Genomic DNA, 25,556 nt, shown 5'->3' with positions numbered 1-25,556 from the left:
GGTCCTTAGTATTTGCTGGTTATGCGGGAACTGAGCCCGCCATCCATTCTCTCATTGCTTCCCCCGCCACCCGTGGCTTTAGGGGCGATGCCCAGCAATTAGAGTCTGTTACTGGATAAAAGAACCCCATACGATAGGTGCAACAGCTATCTGGATTCGCCTGCGCGCAACGACCTTGTGAGCAGGCAGAACCTGTCAGGAGGATGCGCATGAGCGCAAACCCAACGTTGCCTTCGCTTGATTCAACGTTCAGGCACAACTGCCAACGTGTGTTCGAGGCCATTCAAACGGTTATCAGCGGCAAATCAGAGGCCATCACCAATGCCATGGTGGTGCTCCTGGCCCAGGGGCATTTGCTGGTTGAGGACGTTCCGGGGGTCGGCAAAACCATGCTGGCCAAGTCGCTGGCGCGCAGTGTGGACGGCTCGGTGCACCGTATCCAGTTCACCCCCGACCTTCTGCCAAGCGACGTCACCGGGGTCTCGGTGTATTCTCCGCAGACCCACGAATTCACTTTCCATCCCGGCCCCATTTTCGCCAATATCGTTATTGCCGATGAGATTAACCGCGCCAACGCCAAAACCCAGTCCGCACTGCTTGAGTGCATGGAAGAGCAGCAGGTCACGGTCGATTCCATCACCCACCCGCTGCAGCGCCCGTTTATGGTTGTCGCCACCCAGAATCCCATCGATTCCGAAGGCACCTTTGCCTTGCCCGAGGCCCAGCGCGACCGCTTCATGGGCAGAATCTCCATGGGCTACCCCCAGCGGGAGGACGAGCTTGCCATGCTCGGAAGCCACCACCGTGCCGAACCGCTTGACTCGCTGGTTCCGGTGCTGCGGATTTCCGAGCTGACGCAGATGATTGACCAGGTTAAACTCGTCACCGTGACCGACCGGCTCAACTCCTACGTGGTAGATCTCGGTCGGGCGACCCGCGAACACCCGCAGGTGCAGCTGGGGGCCTCGCCACGGGCCCTGCTGCAATGGGTGCGCGCCGCGAAGTCGCACGCGGCGATCTCTGGGCGAGACCATGTGCTGCCCGAAGACGTGCGCGCTGTGGCAGAGATGGTGCTGAGCCATCGCCTGATTCTCACCCGCCGTGCACTGGCCGACGGCGTGGACCCAGCCGGCATCGTCCAAGAACTACTGGCCAGCACCCCGGTAAGTTAGGGCAGGCGGTCTCATGGAGAAACCACAGCGCTTCGACTCGCGCAATACCCTCTCATGGGTACGCTCGGATGAAGCTCCGGAGGCGTTGCGGCGGTGGCACCTGGACCTGTTCACCCCGCGCGGTTGGTACACCCTCGGTTCCGGGGCGGCCTTGATTGCCCTGGCCTACGTGCTCGGACGCCATGAGTTGATGGCTCTGGGTGTGGGCCTGTGCGCGCTGGCCGTTGCCAGCTGGCTCATTGTGCTGCGGGCCCGTCGGACCACCAGCTTGCGCCGCGCGCTGCACTCACCCGCGGCGACCGTGGCTGAACCAACCGGGATTACCCTCGAATGCGCCGATGAGGTGCGTCTTCGCGAAACGCTGCCCGATGGGTTTGGGCCCGGGCCGGAGCTGGTTGGACCCGGCTCGGTGGACTACGAACTGGTTTTCCGTTCGCGCGGAATTCACCTGTTGGGCCCGGCACGGCAGGTCATCTCCGACCCGTTAGGACTTATTCGCGGCATGGTGTCCGTGGGGGAAACACAGCCGGTTCCGGTGCGCGCCCAAATCCACCCGTTGGCCCGCTTTGCATCCCTGGGTGAACGAATGCTCACCGGCGACGCACGCTTCTCTCGCAGCACCACTGCGGACTACTACGACGTCGCCACCCGCGATTATCAGCAGGGTGATTCAATTCGCCAGGTGCACTGGAAAGCCACCGCGCGGCACGGAAAACTGATGGTGCGTCAGGAGAATCATGTGGCCACCGCCCAAGCGCTGCTGGTCTTGGATCTCACCGCCGAGCATTGGCACACCGGCGGGGCGGACCTGCGGGTGAATATCCCGCAAGGCCAAGCTCCGGAGCTTGTCAGCAGCCGCCGTTTTGAAAATGCACTGTCCCTGGCCTGCAGCATCGGCCAACGCTATGCCGAGAGCGGATACCAGATCCTGTTCCGGAATGTTGACGGCAGTCCGCTGGTCGGCGGGGATACCCTGCAGCTCTCCGAGCAAGCGGCCCGCGCAAGTTTTGAAGACTTCCATCTGGCTAGCGCCGAGTTGGGGCCGCTCAACGGTGCGGACCAGCATGCGGGAAAGGACCTGATCGGGGCGAACCTGCACCGTGAGCTGCTGAGCCTGCGCGAAGAGCCGGTGATCATGATTCTCGGAGAGCTCAACCCCGACCAGGCCGCGGCGTTAGCCGCCCTGTCCCGCACGGTACGCCATGTGGAACTTTATCTGCTGGCAGCCCACCCAGAGCGGTACACTCAGATCCATCAGTTGATGGCCCGCACCGGGTGGAATATTCACCTGTTGCACGGCAACGGGACCTTGGACGATGCCAGAGGTGCACAGTGAGCACAACCCTAGATGCTACTCCCGCCGCTCCTGCGCCGCACGCGGAGCCGGAGCCGCCTGCGCCAACCCAGAAAATCATCCACAATCTTTTAGCCCGCACTCTCGCCGCGCTATGCCTGGCCGTGGCCGTGCTCGCCGGTTTCTCCTCCCTGACCGGGGTTGTTGAAGGACGGGTGTGGTTTGCCGCCCTGATTTTTCCGCTCTTGGCAATCCACCTGAGCGCCGGGGTGCTGCGGGGAATCTACGGATTGCGCTGGCTCGCCTATCCGGTGGCCTTGCTGGTGGCCTTGGTGTCGATAGTTCAACACGAAGCGATGCTGTCCACCGGGTATACACTCACCGGGTTCCAATGGTTCAACGCGGTGCTTGCCGAGGCGGCGCTCCAGTTCTCCACGCAGGTCCCACCCGTCGCCCACTCGCGCTACGTGGCCTTTGCCATCTTGGTGTGTGCCCTCACGATCAGCCTGATCGTCGAGCTGCTCGCCAGCTTCCGCAGGGTCGCCCTGCTGGTCATCGCGCCGCTGTGTTTCGCCCCGGTTATTGCCTCGCTGTTTAAGCAAGAGGGCGCCGGCATTTGGAACCTGGTGGTGCTCATCGCCGCGGTGCTGGGTTACGTCGCGCTGTTGCCCTATGTGTTCCGTGATGCCAGGCCTTTGGCCCACCCCCGCTTCCCGGTCCCCCGCCAGCTGGGTTTCCTTGGCGCCACCGCACTGGTGTGCATCGCTGCGATGCTCGCGGCCAGCTATTGGATGCCGGGATTCCGCAAGGGCATGTTCCCGGAAGGGATCCGTCCCTCCGGCGACCTGTTGGCCAGCAATGTGGACCCTTTGCTCACCTTGGGGCGTGATCTGCGGGCGAACAACGGCAGCACCATCTTGGACTATTACACCAGTTCGGATCAGGCGCCGTATTTGCGCACCGCGGTCATCGAGGACCTCTCCCAATCCCGGTGGGAACCCAATGAGTCGTTGCCCAAGGACACCTACTTCGGCACCACCGCCGTCCAGGACGATTTCACCACCTTCAACGCCAATGAGCAGGTGGCTCGGTTGGAATGGGCCAACGGCATCTCTTCCCCGGTGCTGCCGCTGCCGGATCGCAGTTACCTTATTGAGGGAATCGTAGGCAATTGGACCTGGGTTCCCGAATCGTCGGTGGCCCGGCTCAGCGGAGATGCGGTGACGCAGACCGAGAGCGTTTCGGTTGCCTATTCCGAACTGGATCTGAGTCCCCAAATGGCTCGCAATCTGGGATTCTTCGGCGGCTTGTCGCAGGACGAACCCGGTGAGGTGTATCGCCAGTTGCCCCAAGACCCGGAAAACGGTTTGCGCACGGCCCTGGATTCGGCCTTGCGTGAGGCCTACGGGGACGCCGATTCGTCGGGGAGCGACTTTGAACGGGCGGTGGCGATCCAAGACTTCTTACGTTCACGCAAATTTGTGTACTCCGAACGCACCCCGCTGCGCGAGGGTTATGACGGAGCGAACCAACGTGTGGTTGAAGCATTTTTGGAACGCCGGCAAGGATACTGTGTGCACTTTGCCTCGACCATGGCGCTGATGGCCAGGGAAGCTGGAATCCCGTCGCGGATCGCCGTGGGTTACGCCCCGGGCAAGGCCAATGGGCAGACGATTCAGATCACCGAAGACTCAGCCCGCGGTGAACTCGAAGCACAACTTGCACCCGGGACCACGCTGACCGGTTATTCGGTCACCGGCCAGCAGTCGCATGCCTGGCCGGAATTATATCTTCAGGGTCTGGGTTGGGTGCCGTTCGAGCCAACCCCTGGCCAGGGGCAGCCGCCAAGCTATGCACCTCAGGAAACCAGTACCGCGGCTCCCGTGGAGTTCGGGGATGAGGAAGTTCCCACGGATCGGGCCACCGCGTCCCCCTCGGCCTCGGCGCAGGCCAGCGAGCCGTCGGCCGCGGTGCAAACGCCACCGGGAGAACCTGCCAATAACTGGTGGGCCTTGCTGGTTCTGGCGATCGCCCTGGCCGGTGCATTGTCCGCCGCTCCCTTGCGTCGCAAGCACATTGAACGTCAACGGCGCAGCGTGATCACCGCCGGCGGGGAACCAGCGGCCGAGGCGTTGTGGGTGGAGTTGCAGGCAATCGGCGCGGATGCCGGACGCCGGGCCGGAGACCAGGAATCCGTCAGCGACTACACACGCAGGCTCGCCGACGACTTCCCGAAGCTCGATGCCCCATTGCAACGTCTGGAGACGGCGATTGAATCCAGCTTCTACGCCTCGCGGCATCTTCAGGCTGATTCAGCACAGCAGCTGATCAACGACCTTAATACTGTCCGGATGCAGCTGGTGCAGTCCTTGCCGGTCCGGGTGCGCCTGGCGGGGAGCATATTCCCTGCATCATTGCGGGTGGCCAAGCTGCGGCAGCTGGTTGCTGTGCAAGGTTCACGGGGCTAAGACCCGAAAACGCGGCTGAGGGGGCATTCCGATATGGAATGCCCCCTCAGCCGCGTCAGGTGCTACTTCGCAGCGTACGGATCGGCAATGCCGATGTACTGCACCGTGGTGTATTCGGCCAGGCCTTCGGCGCCGCCTTCACGGCCCAGTCCCGACTGCTTCACTCCGCCGAACGGCGCCGCCGCGTTGGAGATCACCCCGGCGTTGAAGCCGACCAGACCGAATTCGATCTGCTCTGCCACACGGAACAGGCGGCTGAAATCCTTGGAGTAGATGTAGGACGCCAGGCCGTACTCCGAGGCGTTGGCAAGCTTGATGGCGTGCTCTTCGGAGGTGAAGGTGGTGATTGGTGCCACCGGGCCGAAGATTTCCTGACCCAGGATCTGGGCGTCGTTGGCCACGTTGGCCAGCACGGTTGGCTGGTAGAAGTAGCCAGGGCCCTCAACCGGTGCGCCGCCGACGATGGCGGTGGCGCCGTTGGCCACGGCCGCCTGAACCAGTGCGTGGACCTCGTCGCGGGCCTTCTCTTCAACCAGCGGTCCAACCGTGGAGTCGGCTTCGGTGCCGCGTCCTGGCTTCAGCGCCTTCATGGCTTCGGCGAACTTGGCGGTGAACTCCTCGGCGACGTCCTGGTGCACCAGGAATCGGTTCGCTGCGGTGCAGGCCTCGCCCATGTTGCGCATCTTGGCGGCCATGGCACCCTCAACGGCTGCATCCAGGTCGGCATCCTCGAACACGATGAACGGTGCGTTGCCGCCCAGTTCCATGGAGGTACGCAGCACCTTGTCCGCAGCGTCCTTCATGAGCTGCTTGCCCACCGGGGTGGAACCGGTGAACGAAACCTTGCGCAGACGGTCGTCAGCCATCAGCGGGCCGGAGATCTTGGAGGCCGAGGCGCCGGAGACCACGTTCAGCACACCTGCTGGCAGGCCTGCTTCCATCATGGTGGCGGCAAACAGCTGGCTGGTCAGCGGGGTCAGCTTGGCTGGCTTGAGGACCATGGTGCAGCCTGCGGCGATGGCCGGGCCGACCTTGCGGGTTGCCATGGCCAGCGGGAAGTTCCACGGGGTGATCAGCAAGCACGGGCCCACCGGCTTGTGCTGGACCAGAACCTTGTTTTTGCCTTCGGGTGTGGTCAGGTAGCGGCCGTAGTGGCGCACGGTCTCTTCGGAGAACCAGCGCAGGAATTCTGCACCGTAGGTCACTTCACCCTGGGCCTCGGCCAGTGGCTTGCCCATTTCCAGGCTCATCAGCAACGCAAAGTCGTCTTTGCGCTCGGTGACCAGATCAAAAGCGCGACGCAGGATCTCTGCGCGGGTCCGGGGAGCGGTCAGCGCCCATTCGGCCTGGACTGCGTCGGCTGCGTCCAGGGCCGCCATGGCGTCTTCGCTGGTGGCGCTGGCAAGGGTCAGAAGCTTTTCGCCGGTGGCTGGATCAAGCACGTCGAAGGTGCCACCGTCAGAGGCATCGCGCCATTCACCATTGATCAATAGGCCGGTTGGCACCTTGGCGAGCAACTCGGCTTCGCGCTGAGCAGTAATCGACATACGCACATCTCCTGAAACTTTTAATGAAGCTAATCTTCGTTGATCCCAACGCTATTCTTGGCACGAGGGCGCTGTAAATCGCCCGTTGCACTATGAAAGCGCAGATTCATTGTGCATTCAGACTACGCCAAAGTGTTTATATTTCACGTTCCTTACGTTCGGCAAGAACTGCCTCGTACAGGTCTCGTTTTTTCACCCCGAACTTCTCGGCAACATCCGCAACCGCCTGCTTCATCCGGGTTCCGCCGGCCACCAGGTCTGCGACCTGCGGCAGCAAATCGTGGATGGAGGCCGTCTCGGGTTCCGGCGCCCCGGAAACCACCACAACTATTTCACCGCGAAGCCCCTGCGCCGCCCAGCGGTGCAGTTCTCCGAGGCTGTCCCGGCGGACCTCTTCAAACTTTTTGGTCAGTTCTCGCGCTACGGCCGCTTGACGGTCCGCCCCGAAAGCTTCGATGGCTGCTTCAAGAAAGTCCGCGACACGATGCGGTGCCTCAAAAAACACCATGGTGCGTTCTTCGCTCAGCAGCGCGTCCAAACGTTTGCGGCGTTCGCCGGCCTTGCGGGGCAGGAAGCCCTCAAAGGTGAAACGCCCGGTGGGAAGGCCGGAGAGGGCCAGCGCGGTCAGTACCGCCGACGGGCCGGGAACCGCGGTCACCCGAATCCCCTCATCGAGTGCCGCGGCCACCAGGGGATAACCGGGGTCGGAAACAGCCGGCATTCCAGCATCTGAGACCACCAGGATGGTTGACCCGCTCTTAGCCAGTTCAAGGACCTCGGACAGCTTGTGAGCCTCGTTGTGCTCGTGCAAGCTCATGACCCGGGCGCTGATTTTCAGGCCAAGGGCGTGGGCCAGGTGATGAAAGTTTCTGGTGTCTTCCGCGGCGATGATATCGGCGCTCACCATGATTTCCTTCAGTCGTGGTGACGCGTCGGACAAATTGCCAATAGGGGTGGCTCCCAGGACGATGACGCCCTCATTCTCTGAGTTCTGCACATTCTTTAGCCTACGCGAACTACGAAAAGCACACATTCTGAACGCTACGCCGGTAGCATGACAGTTGATGAGCCTCACTGCCTTGCAAACCCCGGACACTGGTCACGTGCAATCAGCGCGACAGGCCTTCACCTTGGAGAGCCTGAAATCGAGGCTGCTGACAGCCACGGCTCCCCGCGGACCCTTGATGTGGATCATCCCGTTGGCGGTCACGCTGCTGGCCGCGCTGCTGCGTTTTATCAACCTCTCCCACCCCCACATGCTCATCTTTGACGAAACGTATTACGTCAAAGACGCCTATTCACTGCTGCAAAGCGGATATGAACGTGAATGGGAAGAAGATGTTAATGATCAATATATCGCCGGCGACCCGCGGCTCACCGCCGACCCGTCCTTCGTGGTGCACCCGCCCCTGGGCAAATGGCTGATCGGCCTGGGAATGCTGCTTTTTGGCGACTTCAACGGACTCGGCTGGCGTTTCTCCACGGCGCTCTTCGGAACCCTTGCGGTGCTTCTGGTCACCCTCAGTGCACGTCTGCTGTTCGGTTCGCACTACCTGGCAGCTGTCGCCGGACTGTTGATGGCCATCGACGGTCATTCAATCGTGATGTCCCGCACCGCATTGCTTGACATCTTTTTGATGTTTTTTGTGGCCGCCGCGTTCTATGCATTGCTCAAGGACCGGGCCCACGGAAGATTGTCCTTGGCCAAAAAACTCGCGGTGCCCTCCGGCAACAGACCCGACGAGTTCCTGCTCACGCACGGCCCAATGATCTGGTGGCGGCCGTGGCGGTTGATCGCCGCGGTGATGCTCGGCGGTGCGGTGGGTGTGAAGTGGTCCGCGCTTTCATTTATCGCGGTATTTTGTGTCATGGCGGTCCTGTGGGATTTTTCTGCACGACGCACCGCGGGAATTCATAAATGGTGGAGTTCCGCACTGACCCGTGATGGGGTGTATTCCTTTATCACCATGATGCCTGTGGTGCTTTTGACGTACCTGTCAACGTGGACAGGGTGGCTGATAACCAGTGGCGGACGCTACCGTCACTGGGCGCAGGAGCACCCGGGCGAAGGAGTTACCTGGTTGCCCGATACCCTGCGTTCGCTGTGGGAATACCATCAGGCAGGCTACACGTTCCACACCGGGCTTGGTTCCTCCCATGGCTGGCAGTCTTCCCCCTGGACCTGGCCCTTCGCCGGACGCCCGGTGATGTTTTATATCGAGGGCTACGACCAGGGCACTAATGGGTGCGACATCTCGCGGTGCACCGAAGTCATTACCGACCTGCCCAATCCGATCATGTGGTGGGCCTGCTCGCTGAGCATGTTGCTGTTGTTCCTCTGGTGGATCGGTGCTCGCGACTGGCGCGCGGGAGCAATCCTGGCCGCGGGCGCCGCAGGATTCCTGCCGTGGCTGATGTATCCCGAACGCACCATGTACTTCTTCTACACCCTGCCAATGGTTCCCGCCATGATGCTGGCGCTGACGTATATGATTGGGAAGTTCATTTCCACCAACCAGCGCAGCGGCGCGGTGACGCGCTCAAGGATCCTTGTGGTCTCCGTATTTTTGGCGGTGCTTCTTCTGGTTTCCGCGTTGTTCTGGCCCGTCTGGAGCGGAGAGATGGTCCCGGATGATTACTGGCGCTCGTTGCGCTGGATCCCGAACTGGGGTTAAAACTCCCTGCACAAACCATGGCCCGGCCATGAACCTGGTCTCCCCACCGCCTTGAACGCACCTGCCGAACACGTCAAAGGACAAGTCTTTTATGCAAGAAGTGCACGTCGAGCCGCTAACCCAACTGGCGCCCGAGGTGAACGTCACCAACCTGCTGGTCGACCGCGTCGCGGCATCCGGCGAGCAGGACCTGTTTATGGTCCAGCGTGGTGCCGCCTGGCACGCGGTGAGCGCCACGGATTTCCTCACCGATGTGAAGCGTTTGGCCATGAAACTGATTTCCGACGGGCTGCAGCCCGGGGATAAGGTCGCCATTATTTCCCGCACCCGGTATGAGTGGGCGCTAGCCGAAGAGGCCATCTGGTTCGCCGGCGGAGTTTCGGTGCCGATCTACGAAACCTCAAGCCCGTTTCAGATTGAGTGGATCCTGCGCGACTCGGGGGCCCGAGTAGTTTTCGCCGAGGACCACGAGTTGCGATCACACGTGCGTCAGGCCGCTGCCCAGCTCGGGGAACCGGTCACCACCCACATGTTTGAAGGCTCTGCCGATTCAAACAAGGAACTTATCCCCTCGGTTGGGCTGTACAAACTGCTGGTGGAGCGTCACACGGTGGATGAGCAGCTCATCGAACAACGCCGTGGCACGATGAAGCTCGCCGACGTGGCAACCATGGTCTACACCTCCGGCACGACCGGTCGCCCCAAGGGCTGCAATATGACCCACGCGAATTTCGCCTTGGTCGCCCACAACCTGGCCGCGCACATGAGCGACGTCCTCGGCGATCGGCGTCGCACACTGATGTTCTTGCCGCTGGCCCACGTGCTGGCCCGGGCCGTTCAACAGACATGCATCCACGGCGGCACCATTATTGCGCATTCAAACTCCACCGCGACCCTGGTTGAGGACATGGCCGCGGTCAAGCCGGGGTTCCTGCTGGCGGTCCCCCGCGTTTTTGAAAAGATCCGCACCACGGCGCTGGCCACGGCGGAAGCCGGCGGCAAGGGCGAACTGTTCCTGAAGGCCGAACGTTGCGCCATTGAGGTCTCCAAGATCCGTGATGCCAAGGCCCGGGGCCACCGGGTGCGGATGCCCTTGGGCTTGCTGGCTCGGTACACCCTGTTCAACAGGGTGCTTTATCCGAAACTTCGTGCGGTTTTCGGCGGGGAATGCGGCTACGCGATTTCCGGGGCCAGCGCACTGAATGAAGATCTGGCGCATTTCTTCCGTGGCGCCGGCATCCAGTTGGTTGAAGGCTACGGGCTGACCGAAACTACCGCACCGGCCACGGTCAACCAAGCCGCACGCACCCGGGTGGGTACGGTAGGACGCCCGATCCCGGGCACCAGCGTTCGCCTGGCCGACGACGGTGAAATCCTGATCAAGGGGATCGGTGTATTCGCCGGATACCATGAGAACCCCCGGGCCACCGCCGAGGCCTTCGACCAGGACGGGTATTTCAAAACCGGTGATACCGGAATCCTGGATGACGCAGGATACCTGAAGGTCACCGGACGCAAGAAGGAACTCATTGTCACCGCTGGCGGGAAAAATGTTTCGCCGGGGCCGCTTGAAGAAATGGTTCGCGCGGGACGTATCGTGGCGCAGTGTGTTCTGGTTGGCGAGAATCGCCCGTTTATCGCGGCTATGGTGTCGCTGGATCCCGAAGAACTGGTGTTGTGGGCCAAGGCCAAGGGACTTGGACCATTATCGCTTGCAGAGGCCGCGGTGAACCCGCAGGTGCTTCAGGAAGTGCAGTCCTACCTGGACCTGGCCAACTCCACGGTTTCCAAAGCCGAATCGATCCGCAAGTTCGTGGTGCTTCCGGTGGAGTTCACCGAAGAGTCGGGACACCTGACCAGCACCCTGAAGCTGAAACGCCAGGACGTGCTTCGAGACTTCGCAGCAAACACGGATGCACTCTACCAGCGCTGATTTTCGACCTAAAACAAAGGGTGAGGCTGTTCACCGCCGGTGGCGGTGACACAGCCTCACCCTTTGTTCAGGATCGTTTAGTGCTAGTTCCCGAGTCCAAAGGCACGGGCTTCTTGACGCAGGCGGGCAGCCTCTCGGCGCCGTCCGGTCGGCCAACAAGAAATCAGCACAACAATTACCGTCAGCAAGATCAATCCGGCAACGGCAGCCGCAGAGTCGATCCAGAACTGCTCTGGATACAGGCGGATCAAGGTGTCGGAAATGCTGAAGGTCCACGTTCCTTCGGAGAAGAACAAGGCGTGGAAATCGCTGAAGAATGTTTGCCAGCCCATCATTGCCAACACAACCAAGCCGGCAATCAGTACCAGAGTGGCCACAGCACCGGAGAACAGGGCACGGCGCACCCCTCCGGCATAACGTTTGGCCAGATACCAGATGCCGATGATCATCAACACCGCGAGGCAGGTGCCCAGGATGTAGGCAAAACCAATCAGGTTCTTAACATCCACCATGTGCTGTACTTCGCTCGCGGTAAACATGCTTGAGCCGGTGGGCAACACCAGTCCCGAAAGGTATTCGGGGCCTGCAAAGTTGTTCAGGTAGTCAACGCCGTAACTTCCGTAGGTTAGACGTTCGGCTGCGCTGAATCCGAAGAGATCGGCGGGGAACCCGGGACGTCCGTACGAAAACGCAAGGAATCCGGGGGTCGCGACCAAACGAATAGCCGCAATAAGAGTTAGAACCGGGAAAATCACGGCAACCAGAATCTGTGCTGGGCGGGCCATTGCGGGTTTCGAGTTCAACGCGCGTTCGCGTGCCACACGTCGCTTCAGCGCAGCTTCGCTGGGGCCCTCTTCTGGGCCGGAATGCCCGAGCACCCTCGAACGGGCTTGGGCCACAGCCGCGGCGGTGGAGGCGTTGGTTTCCTCTTGGGGTGCAACGGAGACCGGTGGAACTGTTGCAGTTGCTACCGGCGCCGGAGCCGGGCTGGCCGGTGCCTGCTCGGTTTTCTCCGCCGCAATTTCATGAGGCAACTTAATCGCCCGGATCACGTCTTCTACCGGGGCTGGCGCTGCAGCAGCTTCAGCGGCCGGCTTTGCTTTCGCCGCGGGCTGGGCGGAGGTTTTGGCTACACGTTGCGCCGGGGCCGCGGCGGGCGTGGGTTTGCTGGCGGCCGGTGTGGTGCCAGCAGGTGCTGTCGCGGCTGGCTTCGTGGGTGCAGGCTGCGTCGCCGCCTTTTTTCCTACCTCGGCAGTCGCCGTCGCGGACGGCTCGCCCTTGATCGCGGCTTTGGCCGCGGCGCGGCGCTGCTCGTCTGCCTTGGCAGCGGCATCTGCCTGTGCCTTGTTTTTGTGCGCTTCAAGGCGGGCGGCCAACTCGTCCGCTTTCTGGCTCAACGAGGCCTTGGGCATCTGCGTTGTTCCGGGATCCGGGGCCCCTACGGGGTCTTTCGCAGCCTCAGCCATGAGGAGTCCTCCTGCACATTGCACGATCAAGTGATGATTTTGGGGTGGCGTGCCAGCATAGTGACAGGCCTCGCGCTTTTAGCATATCCAGCAGAAACTCGCAGGCTGCGGATAGCCACACCTGTTTTGCTCATAGGGTCGGTCGGAGACCCGATTCTGCGGTCGCACCGAAACGTCTCAACTACAACACCGCCGCTATCGCGAACCCCTCAACGAGGTGGTTTGCTACAGCGGCAGGAATGTGAAAACGATGGGGTGCAGCGCCGGACGCTACTTGTCCTGTGAGGTGTCGGGCAACATGGCTAACCGAACCCTGGCGTCAAAACGCGAGACTCGCGGCTCACCTGACCCGGTGGCATCAGCTTCGGTTGTGGCCGCATGGCGTGGGCTCCGGTCCCGGGGCCTCGGCTCCCGAACGGCTTCAACCAACGCGTTCAGTTCATCTTCGGGCTCAATCACATCGGGAATCGTTCCGCGGATCAGGTTCCACCCGCTGGGCACCGTCAGCCGGTTGGCGTGCCGGGCACACAGGTCATAACAATGCGGTTCCGGATAGGTCGCCAGCGGCCCCAGCACCGCGGTTGAATCCGCATAGACGTAGGTGAGGGTTGCACGCGCCGTTTCACGGCAGGCTGGGCGAGAGCACATACGAAGACCATCCACGTTCTTTAGTCTACTCGCGTCGGCGACGGTTGACCGGTAATTGACACCGCGGAGGTAGTCTGGAGGCATGAACGACAAACCGCCGGAGCCACCTAGCGGACCACGCCGCAACCGCCACGGCAGGGGAAGGCGCGGGCCGCTGATTCCGATGCATCTTCCGGCCTACCGTTCACGCCCCGAACGTTTTGATGACGCGGTGATGGCCAGCGCTCAGCGTTTAGCCGAACGCTGGGAATCCCGAATGATGAAAATCGATTTCTTGATTGAACCGGTCCCCTCCGATACCTTGCTTTCACGGGCCGAGGGTGCCGGAGAACGGGTCCCGCTGTCATCCTCACGCTCAGCGCTGGCTCATGCCCGGGCCCAAATCACTATCTACCGTTTACCGCTGGAACAACTCGCCAGCAGCCCGGTGGAGCTTGTGGATCTGGTGCATCAATGCATTGTGCATGAGGTGTCCGAGCTCTGGATGATTCCGGTCACCGAGGTCGATCCGGAATATTTTCCCGAAGATCCAGATTTTTAGCGCCACCTGTCTCCAGGCATGTTGTGGTTCGGTTGAATCACCGGGGTTCCTGGCGATGGGCGGTGTCCACCTCACCGACGCTCGTAGTTTTGAGTTTAAACATTTCAGGGTCTGAAACCGGTGATGGTTTCAGACCCTGAGCGGTGTTTGATGAACGTTTATCCCGCCACGTTGACCACAATGCCGTCACGGCCAGCGTTGGCCGCTGGCATGGCGGCCCAACCCAGCGACTGTTCAGAGCCCAGGATCACCTGCGCAATATACGCGTTCGCGTCCGAAGAGAAGATCACCGCCTGCGCGTCTTCGCTGGTTTCGCGCGGATCAAACACCAGGCTTTGCCCGGCCTTCACGCTGAGTTTCTGGGTATCTTGAAGCTTGCCGTTTTTGTCCACCACGATAGCGTCCAAGGATGAATCCGCGTCGGTCGCCGCAATCACAAATTTTCCGGTGCCGTTAGCGGACAAAGGCATCACCTGATTGCCTGCCAACGCGGTGGTGCTCACGGCCCACGCGGTATCGGAAGCGTCCTGCGGGTCAACACCGCGCACCATCTTCACCGAAGCGGTCACCGGTGCATCGGCTTCAACCACCACGGTGTAATAACCGCCAGCGAGCTGGTCGAGATTCAGTACGGAGGTTGCGTTGGAGGACACCGCCAGGTTCTGGTCAAAGCTGGCTGCCACCTCACCACCGGTCCCCAAGACCTTGACCGTGAAGCCGGCCCCCTGGGCTCCGGCGGCCGCAATATGCAGCTGTGGAACCAGCGACTTGTCGTTTTGGGACAGTTCGGCGGAGTTGTTTTTGCTATCAATCCATACCCCGGGAATCACCTGGGTGTTCGAAGCCGAGGCGTTGCTCGCGACCAGGTCTACACCCGAGGGGGTGAGCCCGCGCAGCGCGGCCTGCTGAACGTATCCGGTGACCTTTCCCCCGGTGCTGGTGATGGTCGCGGCCACGGTTGCCAGGTCCTGCGCGTAACCGCCAAGCACAATTGCACGCTGCTCCCCCGGAGCAATGACCACATTCTGCAGGGTCGAGGTGTCAATCGGGCCCTCTGGTCCGCGCAAATCCACCGCTACCTGAGCCGAGGTGCTTGTCGGGTTAGCCAGGTACAGCACCGAGGTAGACCCGGTGGTGGTCTGCAACCCGGTGAAACGCAGGGTCGAAGCCGGTGTCTGGCAGCTGGCGGCGGCCAATCCGGCCAGGTCTCCGTCCTTCGCCTGGTAGCTTCGCAGCGAGCTGCCAATGGAGGGCAGCTCGCCCAACGGTTGAACCCTAAAAATCTGCTGGCCGTCTGCGTTATTCACGGTGCTCACTTTGGCTGAGCGTCCGGTCAGGCCCTGATCGTCGGCGCTACGCGACTGTGCCGCCTCGTCGTCGTCGAGGCGATCGGTCAAGGTCTGGGTGGAGCTGGAACCCAGTGCGGAATAGGTTGAGCCCGGGATGCGGTTGGCGAGGTCGGAGACCACAACGCTGCGCAAATTACTGGAAATTTCCTTGGCGCCCGGGGCAAACTGCGGATCGGTGCCGTCAACACCCTTCAGCAACTGCGGGGTCGCCGCGCAGACGCTCAGTGCGTCTCCCGCGGGCAGACTGGTGACCGCCGCCGGCAGCGCGGCAGTCTGCGGCACCGGTGCCAACAATGAACCGGCCGCGATCAGCCCGCCGGTGGCAAGCACCGCGCTGAAGCTGAGCAGCACCGCGCCGGTTTTCCGTCGTTTGGGCGAATGCTCGGCATCTCGCGCAGCCGCGCTGCGGGCGCGTTCAAGCTTTTTCCGACGCCGAACTGCGGTGCTGTTTTCCTCGGCCTTCTCAACCGGTTCGGCTTTGGCCGCTGTCTCCGGCTTGTTCCTAGTTTTCGAGACCGCTCGGTCCTCGGCCTTGGCCGGTTCGGCCTGCGATTTGCCGCTGTTTTTCGGCTCTGCTGGTGGAACGGCCGATTCCGGCAAGGAAGCTTCGACCGGTTCGCTGGCAGGTGCCTTGGCCGGGGTTTGCGTTTCGGCCGGGGATTGAGTTTCAGCAGGGGTTGCCTTCGCCTCATCGGCTGCCTGCGGACTCGACGTTTCGGCGGCGGGTTGAGCGGTTTCGGCCTGCAGCGGCGAGGATTTTTCCTGCTCTTGAGCGGGCTTCGCCTCCTTCGGTGAGGCCTTGGTCTCCTGCGTCCCGCTGGATGACGCGTCCAGGGCCGCGGCCGGTGCGGCTGCTTCCGAAGGCACCGGCACCGGAGCAGGGCCTGACTGCGAGGCGGCTGATTCGTCCTTTGCAGGCTTGACGGATTTGGCTTCCGCCTTGGCCTCGGCTTTGGCTTGCGCCTTGGCCTGAAGTGCGGCCTCTTTCTCCCGGACCTTGGCCAGCTTGGCATCCGCCTTGGCCTTGACCTTCGCCGCTTTCAGCTCGGCCTTGGAAATTGCGGCAGAGACCGGAGCGGCGGCTGGCACAGCCGAGGGCAGCGCAGCCGGTGATTCCGATTGGCCTGCGGGAACCTGCGGCTGGGCGGTAGCTTCCTGAGGGTTCTCGTTTTTCTCGTCGCTCACTGGTTTTTCTCCTGCTCCGGCTCATCGTCGGAAATACGGTCGCTGAGCTTCGGGGTCAAGTCTTCACGAATCTGGCTGGCCTGGGCGCGCGCCTCACGGCGGCTGCGCGGCCGGGGCTCCTCATGAATCTGGCTGGTTCCCGGCTGCGCCGCGGCAAGCACCTGCTCCCCGTCTGCAACTTCCTGCGGGTCGCGCTGGGTTTCGCGGATTCGGTAGGAGTCATTGCGGTAATTTGCCAGGCGCCGGGTACTCGGCACCGGAATGGCCAGCAAGATGGTGATCAGCAGGACCACACCGCCAAGCACCAGCATCGGCATGGCCATCGGTTCGCGATGGCTCAGCGTGAGGGTTCCGCCAGCGGCGGGAACCTCATAGGCTTGCGCCCAGCGAGTCTGCGAATCCTCCGGGTAGGACACCACACGCAACGCCTGCCCGTCGATCGAAGCACGCAGCTTCGGGTCGGCCGCGGTGGCCAACACCAAGGTGCGTGGTGAATCGGCGGCAGGGATCTGCACATCCTGGATTGCCACTCGGTTGCTGGGCAAAACCGTCACGGTTCCGTCCTGGGCAACCAGCCGGGCGAAACCTGCCCCTTGGTCGGCTTCGGTGGCGGAGTAATCCACGCGCCACAGCCAGCCGCTGTCGGTTTGGCCTACTGCAGCCAAACCGGAGGCGGCATCAAGCAGCCGAACGGTGGCAGAGACCGCTTCACCGGTTTCGTTCAACACCACATAACCGACACCCAAATCACGCAATGATTCGCGCGAATCCAGTCCGGATTCGGATAACAGCATGGCGACTGCCTGCCGCTGCACACCTTCCACAGCGGAATTCTCATTTCGTTCCGGATTCAGCAGCGAACCAGTAAGCGCAGAGGTCTGTGAATATCGGCTGAGCGTATCCAGGCTTTCGCCATTCCCGGAAACCACCGTGCTGTCGATCTCGCCCGAGGAACGCGGGGTGAGCACCAGGGTGCGTTCATGGAACTCGGAACGTCCAGCATCGGCCGCGGTGGCCGGGATGGTGCGATCCGCAGACGAGGCGACCTGCTGAGGCGCACCCAGGGCGGTCAAGGCGCCGTCCTCGGTCTGCGGGTTCAGCTGGGCTCCGAGGAGCACCGCCCCGCTGGCAAGGATTGCCACCGTGCTCAAACCGGCCATGAGGCTCAGCGAAGCCCGCCCGCCGGGGGCCCGTACTGCGCGGGGAAGTTCTTCATGGCGCAATGCGGCGCTGGCATTGGCGGCGGCCGCCAGCAGGGCGAAGGTCGCCATGGAGACAAACGGCGCAGGGTAGGCGCTGACGGTGGTATGCGAATCAAGACCCACCGGGATAAATGCCACAGCCCATCCGGCTGCCAGCGAAAGCACAGCCGCCCACAACAGGCGCCGTGAATTGCGGCGCATCACCACATTGGTGCTCAGCGCGCTGCTCAGCGTGCCGAAAACGGCCAGGAGCACCAGGGGTGCGCCGACCAGCAGCGCGGCGATCAAGGCCCAAGGGCCCTCGGGGAGGAATCCCCAACCGATCGGGGTGGCCGCTGCGTCAAAAGCTTCGGGGAAACCCAAGGCCATCTGCCACAGCGAGGCCGGAGAAAACGCGCTCAGCGCCCCGGGCTCGGTGAACAGCAACCGCGGGCTCTGCAGCGCGGCAATCAGCAGCGGAAGGTTCCAAATCAGCGACGGAACCGGGATCCACCACAGGGTGCGCGAACGCTGCGGGGCCACCAGGGCCAGCACATAAATCAGCACCGTGAGGCTGAGGAAAAACGCCATGGATCCAGCCGAAAGCACCCACAGGATCAGCGCGGCACAGGCCGAGGCAGTCCAGGCCGAGGTGCTGCGTGTTTTGGCATCACGAACGGGCTGCCCTTCACGGGGCACCTGGGCATCCGTAGCGCGAAGCACTGCAAGGAATAGCAGCGGGAGCATCAGATGCACCAGCACCGAGCCCACACGGCCGCCGGCCAGTGCCGAGGTCAAGGAGGGCGACAGGGCCCAGAGCAAGGCCGCGATAAAACGCACGGCACGCGAACGGCTCAGTGCGCCCACACCCCACCAGGCGGTGAGCGCGGCAAGCGGCATCGCGGCAAAGTAGAGATACACCGAGGCTTGGTTGGCATGATCCAGGCTCAGCAGGGAGAAAAGCCAGAACAGCGAATCGCTGTTATCGGGCGCCGCGCTCAGCCCGGTGGACACGGTTTGCCACCACGAGGCCGCGTTGGCGCCGATTTCGCCCAGGGTTTGGGAAAACGGCCGGGCCGCTCCCCCGGAGAGCGCACCGGCGCCAAAAAGGGTACGCCAGGCGATCAGCGAGGCACCGGTAGCCAGCAGCAAAGCGAAAATCAGTGAAAGCACCGCGGTAGTACGCGGTGGCCGCGCGATGGAGACAAAGTCGGAGAAGTTCTCACCGCTGGGTTCCTGGGCTCCCTCCGAACCGCTTCCGTCGCCGAATACCAGTGAGTCTTCGCGTCCGGTGTTCAGGTTCCGGCGGTATTCGCGCACCTCGGACCCCGAGGTCATCAACTTGCGCACCTGGCGCCGCGGGACCGTTCGGATCGCCCGCACATTACGCCGCGAGGCGCCAAGCTTCACCGGGGAGAACAGGCCCCGCAGGGTGGAGCCCAGATGGCTGAAGCCGTGGCCGGGGTCCTTGGCCAGCAAGGAGGCCAGGAAGTGTCCGAAGCCGCCCAGCAGGATGCCGATCCAGAGGAACGGCAGGCCGAAGCCCGAGGAGTACTTCAGCCGTTGGAAAACTTCGGCGCGTTTTGCCTCGCGCGGGCCGGCAAGGTTTTCAACGATCTCCACCTGGTGGTAGATCTTCGCTTCGGGCACCACAATCACGCGGTTCCCGGCCAGCCGGTTGCGCCAGCAGATGTCTACGTCATCTCCGCGCCCGGGCAGGGCCAGATCGAATCCGCCAAGATGCTCAAAAACGTCGCGCCGGATAAACATCCCGGCAGAGGAGACCGCGAAGTAGTCGCTGCGTCCGTCGTACTGGCCCTGGTCGACCTCGTCGAGATCGATCATCGTCAGGCGCTGAGCCTTGCGGTCGACGCTCAGGCCCACCTCCACCAGGTGGCGCGGGTTGTCGATGTCCAAGAGCTTGCACCCGGCAATCGTCACCGATTCCGAGGCTTCAACGGTGCGGGTTAAGAATTCGAGCGCGTCCGGGGCCGGCATCGAGTCGTCATGGATGATCCACAACCATTCGTCACGGTCCTCGCGGGCCTGCGGAAGGGCCGCCACCGCGGTGTCCAAGGAAAGCCCCAATGAGCCTTCGTCCGCAATGATCAGCGCGGCATTCGAGGGCAGGTTGGCCTTCAGGACTTGGGTGGAACCATCACTCGACGAAGCGTCAACGCCGATAAAACGTTCAATGGGCCGGGACTGGTTTCGCAGCGCGGCTAAAGTTCGTGGTAAAAAGTCAGCGCCATCGTGCGTAGCAACGATGGCGGTGACATGAATTGGCGGGCGAATTAGATTGCTCGTTTCCGTAGACGGCGGCGTTCGCGCTCCGAGAGCCCTCCCCAAATGCCGAAGCGCTCGTCATTGCTCAACGCGTATTCCAAACATTCCGAACGTACAACACATGCCCCGCAAACTCTTTTCGCATCGCGGGTCGAGCCGCCCTTTTCGGGGAAGAATGCTTCCGGGTCGGTCTGCGCGCACAAGGCTCGGGCCTGCCAGCCCAGTTCTCCCTCGTCCACTTCCCCGCCGACACCAAGCCATACGGCCTTGATCGCTTCGCGGGTTTCGTCGTCTTCATCTAGCTCCGGGGCCCAAGAGCCTGCGGAAGGTACCTCTTCGGGATCTTCCAGCGGCTCATTGTCCTTCAGGAAATCATCGGCAGCAGTCTCCAGATCGGCGGCAACGGCCAACCGCGCATGCTCTCCGGCTTGCGGATCGACAAACCAATCCGACGGTGCGTCGTCGAGCCCGTATTGGGCGGACGCAACAGCCGAGGTCGAAAATTCGGAGTACCCCTGCTCCAGCTTCGCCATGGTGATGTAGACCTTTCACGTTGGTTTGAGAAGACCGGGCAATCTCAGCGCCCGATCCATTCGGCGTCATTTATTCCATCGAAATAGTGAAAATGATGGTGCGAGCCGAACTCACCCTCTAATTACATCTGTGTAACTAAGCCTGAGTCAAGCGGGAAAGGTATTCTAAGAACACTTCTCAGGAAACTCTCGGCACAACACGCCGTCCAAACGGGCAGATCAACCGGGCGAGTCGCAACTTGCCTGAATTCCCGGCGAATTCTCAGTAAATAAATTTTAAGGTCCAGGTGAGTCTCAACTTGAATTCCGGCACTTTCGTAGAACAGCTATTGGCCCCGCACCGCGCTTCGGCCTCACCATGGCTTACCTGGTACGGAGCCAGCGGTGAACGTATTGAGCTCTCCGGCCGCGTGTTCGACAACTGGGTCGCCAAAAGCGCGAACCTGCTGGCCGAAATCTTTGACCTGGAACAGGGCCAGGTAGTGGTCATCGATCTGCCAACCCACTGGAAGTCGCTGGTCCTCGCCCTAGCGGCACTGCACCACGGGGCCACACTCCTGCCGGCCGATCACCCTGACGCCAGCGAGGCTGTCCTGTGGATGACCCAGAACCCCGCCGACCCCGCGATTCCGGGGACAGCAGAGATCTTGGCGGTGAATCCAGCGGCCCTTGCCCTGTCCTTCGGCGCAGAACTGGGGCCGGTTGCCGAAGACTTCAACGCCTCGGTCCGCTCGTTCGCCGATCAGTTTTACCCCTCGTCCGTCGACGGTTCGGTCGTTGCCGTCGCGGGGCTGAGCCTGCAGGAGCTGTTCGCCGCCAAGGCACAGGCCAAGGGAACGATTCTGGTGCGAGCCAGCGTACCGCTGGCGGATTTCCTGTCCTACGCCGTCGCCCAGTGGGCGGCCGGCGACGCGCTGGTGCTCCTCGAAGACGGTGTTCAAGACACCGAACGGCTTCGTCAGGGTGAACGTATTACCTCGGATTACAACCCAGAGCCCTAAAACGCTAATTCGCGATCGTAGGAACACTTCCGGTGTCCGCAGGATCTGTTTGTGCAGGTTCTTGGGCTTCGGAAGTGTTCTGTTCGGGTGCTGGCGCCGATTTTTTCGGCGAGGCCAACAGCTCATGGTCATGAGCGAACTTCTCTTCCTGATCCATTTCGGCTCCGAAGACCCAAAAGCGGTACGCAAAGAAGCGGAAGATCGTGCCCAGCACCAGACCCACCACGGAACCGGCGACAAAAAGGCTTGTGGGGTCGGACAGGCCGAGCCAATACTTGGTGACCCACACACAGGCCGCGGCAATACCCAGCCCAATGGCGTTCATGATTAGGAACATCACCAATTCACGAACCACGTTGGCCTGCCGGCGGTGGCGGAAGGTCCAAAAACGGTTAGCGAGCCACGAGAAAATCGTGGCGACCACACCGGCGATGATTTTCGCCTTGACCTGCGAATCGCTCATCGGACCGTGCAGCAGCCAGACGTAAATGCCGGAGTCGATGACAAACGCGACACCGCCAACGACACCGAACTTGGCCACTTCGCGCCACAGCAACGAAACGAGTCCGGTGATTTTCAGTCTGATCCGCTCGAACATTTTCCTCCAGAAAACTTGGCACCATGGCGCAACTAACACCCTGACGGTGTTCTTCGCGTGGCTCCTGAGCAGAAATTCGGTCAGGCACGGTGTTTATCAATCATCCCCTCCGCCGCTAAGTAGGCAGAGAACACCACGTCATTTTAGCCAGATTTCCTGAAAATTGGCCGAAGAAGACGAAGCAGCGCTCAGCGTCATTGAAGGCAAACACCGGTGGTTCGCTAATCTAGGAGGGTGAGCTTTCCAAAAATTGGTGTAATTGGTGGCGGGCAGCTAGCCCGAATGATGGCCCCTGAGGCCCTGAACCTTGGTTTTGAACTTCATGTCCTGGCCGAAGGCCCGGATGTTTCGGCCGCACGCAGCGTCCCCGACGCACCGGTTGGCGACTACAAAAACCTTGAGACCCTGCGAGAATTCGCCAAGGGCAAGGACGTGGTGACCTTTGACCACGAGCATGTGCCAAATGAGTTCCTCACCACGTTGATCAACGAGGGAGTCAATATCCAGCCGCGCCCGGCGGCCCTGATCCATGCCCAGGACAAGCTCGTGATGCGCGAGGCCATCCAAAAGCTCGGCCTGCCGAACCCTGCCTGGGCCAAGGTCGACTCGGTGGAAGCCTTGATTGCCTTCGGTGATGAAATCGGCTGGCCAATCGTCCTGAAGACTCCGCGCGGCGGCTACGACGGCAAGGGTGTGCGCATCCTCGATAATGCCGACGAGGCCCGTGAAGCAGCCGACTGGTTCGCCAATGGCCCCCTGCTTGCCGAAGACAAGGTGGAGTTCACCCGCGAACTATCTGCCCTGGTGGCACGCACTCCTTCGGGTCAGTCCAAGGCCTGGCCGGTAGTCCACACGATTCAGGTTGACGGGGTCTGCGACGAGGTCATCGCCCCGGCCCAGGAGATCTCCGAGGACACCGCGCGCACCGCGGCTCAAGCCGCGCTGCGTATCGCCGAAGAATTTGGGGTCACCGGTGTGATGGCTGCCGAATTATTCGAAACCCCCGGCGTGGGTGCCGGATTCGTCATCAACGAACTGGCCATGCGACCGCACAATACCGGTCACTGGACCATGAACGGGTCGGTGACCAGCCAGTTTGAACAGCACCTGCGCGCGGTTTTGGACCTGCCACTGGGTGAAACCCGAGAACTGGGTGTGACCGTGATGAAAAACTACCTCGGTGGCGCCAACCAGGATTTGTATTCTTCCTTCGCCGCGGCCTTGGCTGCCGCCCCGGAAGTCAAGGTGCACGCCTACGGCAAGTCCGTGCGCCCGGGCCGTAAGATCGGTCACGTCAACGTAGTGGCAAACGCCGGGCAAACGGTGGATGAACTTCGCCAACGTGCAGACCTGGTGGCCGCGTTGATCCGCGACGGCGTATCTGGCACCGCCTAATCTTTTATCCATATCGCTGCCACCGCTCCACAGCGCGTGGCAGCGTTTGACCACCTCATCCAAGGATTTTTTTCACATGACTGAAGCACCACTTGTTGGCCTCGTAATGGGCTCGGATTCGGACTGGCCGGTAATGCGTTTGGCCGCCCAGGCCTTGGCCGAATTCGGCATCCCCTTCGAGGCGGATGTTGTCTCGGCGCACCGGATGCCTACCGAAATGATTGAGTACGGCAAAAAAGCTCACGAACGCGGCCTGCGCGTGATTATCGCCGGTGCGGGCGGCGCTGCCCACCTTCCGGGCATGCTTGCATCAGTTACACCGCTTCCTGTCATCGGAGTACCAGTTCCACTGGCTAAGCTAGACGGAATGGACTCCCTGTTGTCTATCGTTCAGATGCCAGCCGGGGTCCCCGTAGCAACGGTATCGATCGGCGGTGCCCGCAATGCGGGCCTGCTCGCAGTACGTATGCTCGCGTCGGGAACCGATGAGTTGGCCGAGTCGTTACAGGTAAAGTTGCTTCAGTTCGCCGAGTCGCTTCGCGATTCCGCCCATGCCAAGGGCGCGTCGTTGCGTGAAGAAGTCGCGAACGAGAATTTCGCTTCCTAGGGAAAGTCACATAAGTACATGGGTTCTGCCAGTCACCGCGCTCCAAGTCCGTTGCGCAATCCGGAGAGCATCAGCTCACCGCAGCGTAGCAAGCGCGCCCTGATTCTGGTCTTGCTGACCATTTTCTTCCCGGGCAGCGCACAGCTGATTGCGGGCAACCGCAAGCTGGGACGCCTCGCGGTGTCTGTCACCATGCTGTGCTGGCTGGCAGTGATCGGCCTGATCGCGCTGTACTTCATCGACCGGTCGATCATCCTCAGCTGGGTGGCTCACCCGAACTTCCAGATGGTTCTGGTCGTGGTGCTGGGTTCTTTGGCCGTGCTGTGGCTGTTGATGTTCATCAATACCTTGGTGATCATCAAACCTAAAATTTTGGCCCCGGGTATGCGGGTGATCGTCACGGTCTTTACCTTGGCGGCCATCGTGGCCACCAGCGGACTGTTTATCTACGGGGCGTCGCTGGTGAATACCGGACGCCAGACCATTGAAGCCGTGTTTGAAGAGGGCCCGGCTTTCGAGCCGGTGGATGGGCGGTACAACATCGCGGTGTTCGGTGCCGATTCCGGTGATAACCGCGACGGGGTGCGCACCGACTCGGTGGCGCTGATGTCGGTGGATGCCAAAACCGGTAAAACCCTGCTGATCTCCATGCCCCGCAACTTCCAGGGCGCCCGCTTTGCCGACGATTCCCCGATGAAACAGGTCTGGCCGGACGGTTACAACTGCGGCAACGAGTGCCTGTTCAACGCCATCTACCGCGACGCGGTCGACAATCATTCAGACCTGTTCCCCGATTCGGTGAAAAATGTTGGCGCCCAGGCGGCCATGGACGCCTTGGAAGGCACCACCGGATTGTCCGTGCAGGGTTACGTCATGGTGGACATGGCCGGGTTCTCCCAGTTTGTTGATGCACTGGGCGGGGTCACCATCGATTCCGGTGGCTGGGTGCCCTACAACGGCAAAAAGTGGGAAGGGACCAACCTGCGCACCCACTGGTTCGCCCCGGGAGTCCAGACCTTCACCGGCAAGCAGGCCCTGTGGTTTGCCCGCTCACGCGACTTCACCGATGACTACCACCGCATCAAGCGCCAGCAGTGCCTGCAGCAGGCGATCATCAAGCAGTTCACCCCGCAGACCATCTTGACCAATTTCACCAGCATCATGTCTGCCGGTGAACAGCTGGTGGAAACCAACATTCCGGCCAGCCAGCTCTCATCCTTTGTGTCGGTCGCGGAAAAGGTGTCCTCCACACCGTTTGCCCGCCTGACCCTCGGTGCCCCGGACTTCGAACGTTCGTTCTCCACCTACCCGAATTTCGATAAGATTCACGAGCGTATCCAGTCGATCATCGAGAAACAGAACGCACCGAAAACGGAAAAGAAACAAACCGAAACAACCACCAAGGCCGAAGAGTCCACGAAGTCCACCGAAGCTTCGGAGGCTCCCGCCGCCTCCGAGGAACCGGAGGATGCAACGGACGTGAACAATGCGCCGAAGCTTTCCAACGGTGAATCTGAAGAATTTACGCAGCCTGACGGCAGCGCAATCACCGAGGACTACCTCGTGCAGTTGGAGCTGCTGGGTTACACCACCCGCATTGCCCAGATCGCTGCAAACAACGACGAATGCTCGGTGCCCTAAACGGTTAAGACCCCCCGACCGACCGGCAATCCACAT

The 25,556-nt window shown here is 61.6% G+C and carries 18 protein-coding genes; 10 read left to right on the top strand and 8 right to left on the bottom strand.

Features of this window, described 5'->3' with window-relative positions:
• The first annotated feature begins 209 nt into the window (after nucleotides 1-209).
• From ACIOWL_RS05765 to ACIOWL_RS05755, 3 genes are read left to right on the top strand one after another with little or no spacing between them, the layout of a single operon-like run.
• Nucleotides 210-1,172 (top strand): AAA family ATPase, encoded by a 963-nt coding sequence (locus ACIOWL_RS05765; protein WP_400382578.1) that lies wholly within the window; start codon nucleotides 210-212, stop codon nucleotides 1,170-1,172.
• Between the two features lie 13 nt (nucleotides 1,173-1,185).
• Nucleotides 1,186-2,508, top strand: coding sequence for a DUF58 domain-containing protein (locus tag ACIOWL_RS05760; RefSeq protein ID WP_400382576.1), 1,323 nt, complete (start codon nucleotides 1,186-1,188; stop codon nucleotides 2,506-2,508).
• Nucleotides 2,505-4,934: a transglutaminaseTgpA domain-containing protein gene (locus ACIOWL_RS05755; RefSeq protein ID WP_400382574.1), complete on the top strand. Its 2,430-nt coding sequence runs from the start codon at nucleotides 2,505-2,507 to the stop codon at nucleotides 4,932-4,934. Before ACIOWL_RS05760 ends, ACIOWL_RS05755 begins: the two co-directional genes overlap by 4 nt.
• Before the next feature lie 62 nt (nucleotides 4,935-4,996).
• On the opposite strand, the gene ACIOWL_RS05750 is transcribed toward ACIOWL_RS05755, so the two are convergent.
• Nucleotides 4,997-6,481, bottom strand: coding sequence for an NAD-dependent succinate-semialdehyde dehydrogenase (locus ACIOWL_RS05750; RefSeq protein WP_400382572.1), 1,485 nt, complete (start codon nucleotides 6,479-6,481; stop codon nucleotides 4,997-4,999).
• A 136-nt stretch (nucleotides 6,482-6,617) separates the two neighbouring features.
• Nucleotides 6,618-7,478, bottom strand: coding sequence for a 16S rRNA (cytidine(1402)-2'-O)-methyltransferase (gene rsmI, locus ACIOWL_RS05745; RefSeq protein WP_400382570.1), 861 nt, complete (start codon nucleotides 7,476-7,478; stop codon nucleotides 6,618-6,620).
• Nucleotides 7,479-7,584: 106 nt separating this feature from the next.
• Here rsmI and ACIOWL_RS05740 point away from each other — a divergent pair, with 106 nt between their 5' ends.
• Both ACIOWL_RS05740 and ACIOWL_RS05735 read left to right on the top strand, forming a co-directional pair.
• Entirely contained in the window at nucleotides 7,585-9,156 is a 1,572-nt protein-coding gene (locus ACIOWL_RS05740; protein ID WP_400382569.1) for a dolichyl-phosphate-mannose--protein mannosyltransferase, read from the top strand.
• A gap of 91 nt (nucleotides 9,157-9,247) precedes the next feature.
• Nucleotides 9,248-11,089, top strand: a complete 1,842-nt coding sequence (locus ACIOWL_RS05735; RefSeq protein WP_400382567.1) for an AMP-dependent synthetase/ligase — start codon at nucleotides 9,248-9,250, stop codon at nucleotides 11,087-11,089.
• Nucleotides 11,090-11,172: 83 nt separating this feature from the next.
• Here the strand turns inward: ACIOWL_RS05735 and ACIOWL_RS05730 are convergent, their stop codons facing one another.
• Both ACIOWL_RS05730 and ACIOWL_RS05725 read right to left on the bottom strand, forming a co-directional pair.
• Complete coding sequence (locus tag ACIOWL_RS05730) at nucleotides 11,173-12,555, bottom strand: TIGR01906 family membrane protein (protein ID WP_400382565.1); 1,383 nt, start codon at nucleotides 12,553-12,555, stop codon at nucleotides 11,173-11,175.
• Between the two features lie 270 nt (nucleotides 12,556-12,825).
• Nucleotides 12,826-13,203 carry a DUF3499 domain-containing protein gene (locus ACIOWL_RS05725; protein ID WP_400382563.1) on the bottom strand — a complete coding sequence of 126 codons (378 nt, stop codon included), beginning with the start codon at nucleotides 13,201-13,203 and terminating at the stop codon, nucleotides 12,826-12,828.
• 82 nt (nucleotides 13,204-13,285) lie between these two features.
• Between ACIOWL_RS05725 and ACIOWL_RS05720 the strand changes: the two genes are divergently transcribed.
• Entirely contained in the window at nucleotides 13,286-13,744 is a 459-nt protein-coding gene (locus ACIOWL_RS05720) for a metallopeptidase family protein (protein ID WP_400382562.1), read from the top strand.
• A 158-nt stretch (nucleotides 13,745-13,902) separates the two neighbouring features.
• On the opposite strand, the gene ACIOWL_RS05715 is transcribed toward ACIOWL_RS05720, so the two are convergent.
• From ACIOWL_RS05715 to ACIOWL_RS05705, 3 genes are read right to left on the bottom strand one after another with little or no spacing between them, the layout of a single operon-like run.
• Entirely contained in the window at nucleotides 13,903-16,278 is a 2,376-nt protein-coding gene (locus tag ACIOWL_RS05715; protein WP_400382560.1) for a DUF5719 family protein, read from the bottom strand.
• Nucleotides 16,275-19,808 carry a glycosyltransferase gene (locus ACIOWL_RS05710; RefSeq protein WP_400382558.1) on the bottom strand — a complete coding sequence of 1,178 codons (3,534 nt, stop codon included), beginning with the start codon at nucleotides 19,806-19,808 and terminating at the stop codon, nucleotides 16,275-16,277. The genes ACIOWL_RS05715 and ACIOWL_RS05710 overlap by 4 nt, the downstream gene beginning before the upstream one ends.
• The gene (locus ACIOWL_RS05705) at nucleotides 19,754-20,278 is read right to left on the bottom strand and encodes a WhiB family transcriptional regulator (RefSeq protein ID WP_400382556.1); all 525 of its coding nucleotides are present in this window, start codon (nucleotides 20,276-20,278) and stop codon (nucleotides 19,754-19,756) included. Before ACIOWL_RS05705 ends, ACIOWL_RS05710 begins: the two co-directional genes overlap by 55 nt.
• 299 nt (nucleotides 20,279-20,577) lie before the next feature.
• Here ACIOWL_RS05705 and ACIOWL_RS05700 point away from each other — a divergent pair, with 299 nt between their 5' ends.
• Nucleotides 20,578-21,279 carry a TIGR03089 family protein gene (locus ACIOWL_RS05700; protein WP_400382554.1) on the top strand — a complete coding sequence of 234 codons (702 nt, stop codon included), beginning with the start codon at nucleotides 20,578-20,580 and terminating at the stop codon, nucleotides 21,277-21,279.
• A gap of 4 nt (nucleotides 21,280-21,283) precedes the next feature.
• Here the strand turns inward: ACIOWL_RS05700 and ACIOWL_RS05695 are convergent, their stop codons facing one another.
• The gene (locus ACIOWL_RS05695) at nucleotides 21,284-21,877 is read right to left on the bottom strand and encodes a GtrA family protein (RefSeq protein WP_400382552.1); all 594 of its coding nucleotides are present in this window, start codon (nucleotides 21,875-21,877) and stop codon (nucleotides 21,284-21,286) included.
• A gap of 234 nt (nucleotides 21,878-22,111) precedes the next feature.
• Between ACIOWL_RS05695 and ACIOWL_RS05690 the strand changes: the two genes are divergently transcribed.
• From ACIOWL_RS05690 to ACIOWL_RS05680, 3 genes are all read left to right on the top strand, one after another.
• Entirely contained in the window at nucleotides 22,112-23,272 is a 1,161-nt protein-coding gene (locus ACIOWL_RS05690) for a 5-(carboxyamino)imidazole ribonucleotide synthase (protein ID WP_400382550.1), read from the top strand.
• 76 nt (nucleotides 23,273-23,348) lie between these two features.
• Nucleotides 23,349-23,879, top strand: a complete 531-nt coding sequence (gene purE, locus ACIOWL_RS05685) for a 5-(carboxyamino)imidazole ribonucleotide mutase (RefSeq protein ID WP_400382548.1) — start codon at nucleotides 23,349-23,351, stop codon at nucleotides 23,877-23,879.
• Nucleotides 23,880-23,897: 18 nt separating this feature from the next.
• Entirely contained in the window at nucleotides 23,898-25,520 is a 1,623-nt protein-coding gene (locus ACIOWL_RS05680; RefSeq protein WP_400382546.1) for an LCP family protein, read from the top strand.
• Nucleotides 25,521-25,556 lie beyond the last annotated feature (36 nt).

This window comes from Glutamicibacter sp. NPDC087344, assembly GCF_044744225.1.
Classification (GTDB): domain Bacteria; phylum Actinomycetota; class Actinomycetes; order Actinomycetales; family Micrococcaceae; genus Glutamicibacter.
The sequence above is the reverse complement of the archived record's forward strand: the minus strand, read 5'-3'. Positions and strand labels throughout refer to the sequence as shown.

Coding starts and splice junctions, on each gene's coding strand:
- ACIOWL_RS05760 (WP_400382576.1), top strand. CDS start 1,186: ATGGAGAAACCACAGCGCTTCGACTCGCGCAATACCCTCTCATGGGTA.
- ACIOWL_RS05735 (WP_400382567.1), top strand. CDS start 9,248: ATGCAAGAAGTGCACGTCGAGCCGCTAACCCAACTGGCGCCCGAGGTG.
- purE (WP_400382548.1), top strand. CDS start 23,349: ATGACTGAAGCACCACTTGTTGGCCTCGTAATGGGCTCGGATTCGGAC.
- ACIOWL_RS05720 (WP_400382562.1), top strand. CDS start 13,286: ATGAACGACAAACCGCCGGAGCCACCTAGCGGACCACGCCGCAACCGC.
- ACIOWL_RS05695 (WP_400382552.1), bottom strand. CDS start 21,877: ATGTTCGAGCGGATCAGACTGAAAATCACCGGACTCGTTTCGTTGCTG.
- ACIOWL_RS05750 (WP_400382572.1), bottom strand. CDS start 6,481: ATGTCGATTACTGCTCAGCGCGAAGCCGAGTTGCTCGCCAAGGTGCCA.
- ACIOWL_RS05765 (WP_400382578.1), top strand. CDS start 210: ATGAGCGCAAACCCAACGTTGCCTTCGCTTGATTCAACGTTCAGGCAC.
- ACIOWL_RS05730 (WP_400382565.1), bottom strand. CDS start 12,555: ATGGCTGAGGCTGCGAAAGACCCCGTAGGGGCCCCGGATCCCGGAACA.
- ACIOWL_RS05725 (WP_400382563.1), bottom strand. CDS start 13,203: ATGTGCTCTCGCCCAGCCTGCCGTGAAACGGCGCGTGCAACCCTCACC.
- ACIOWL_RS05680 (WP_400382546.1), top strand. CDS start 23,898: ATGGGTTCTGCCAGTCACCGCGCTCCAAGTCCGTTGCGCAATCCGGAG.
- ACIOWL_RS05705 (WP_400382556.1), bottom strand. CDS start 20,278: ATGGCGAAGCTGGAGCAGGGGTACTCCGAATTTTCGACCTCGGCTGTT.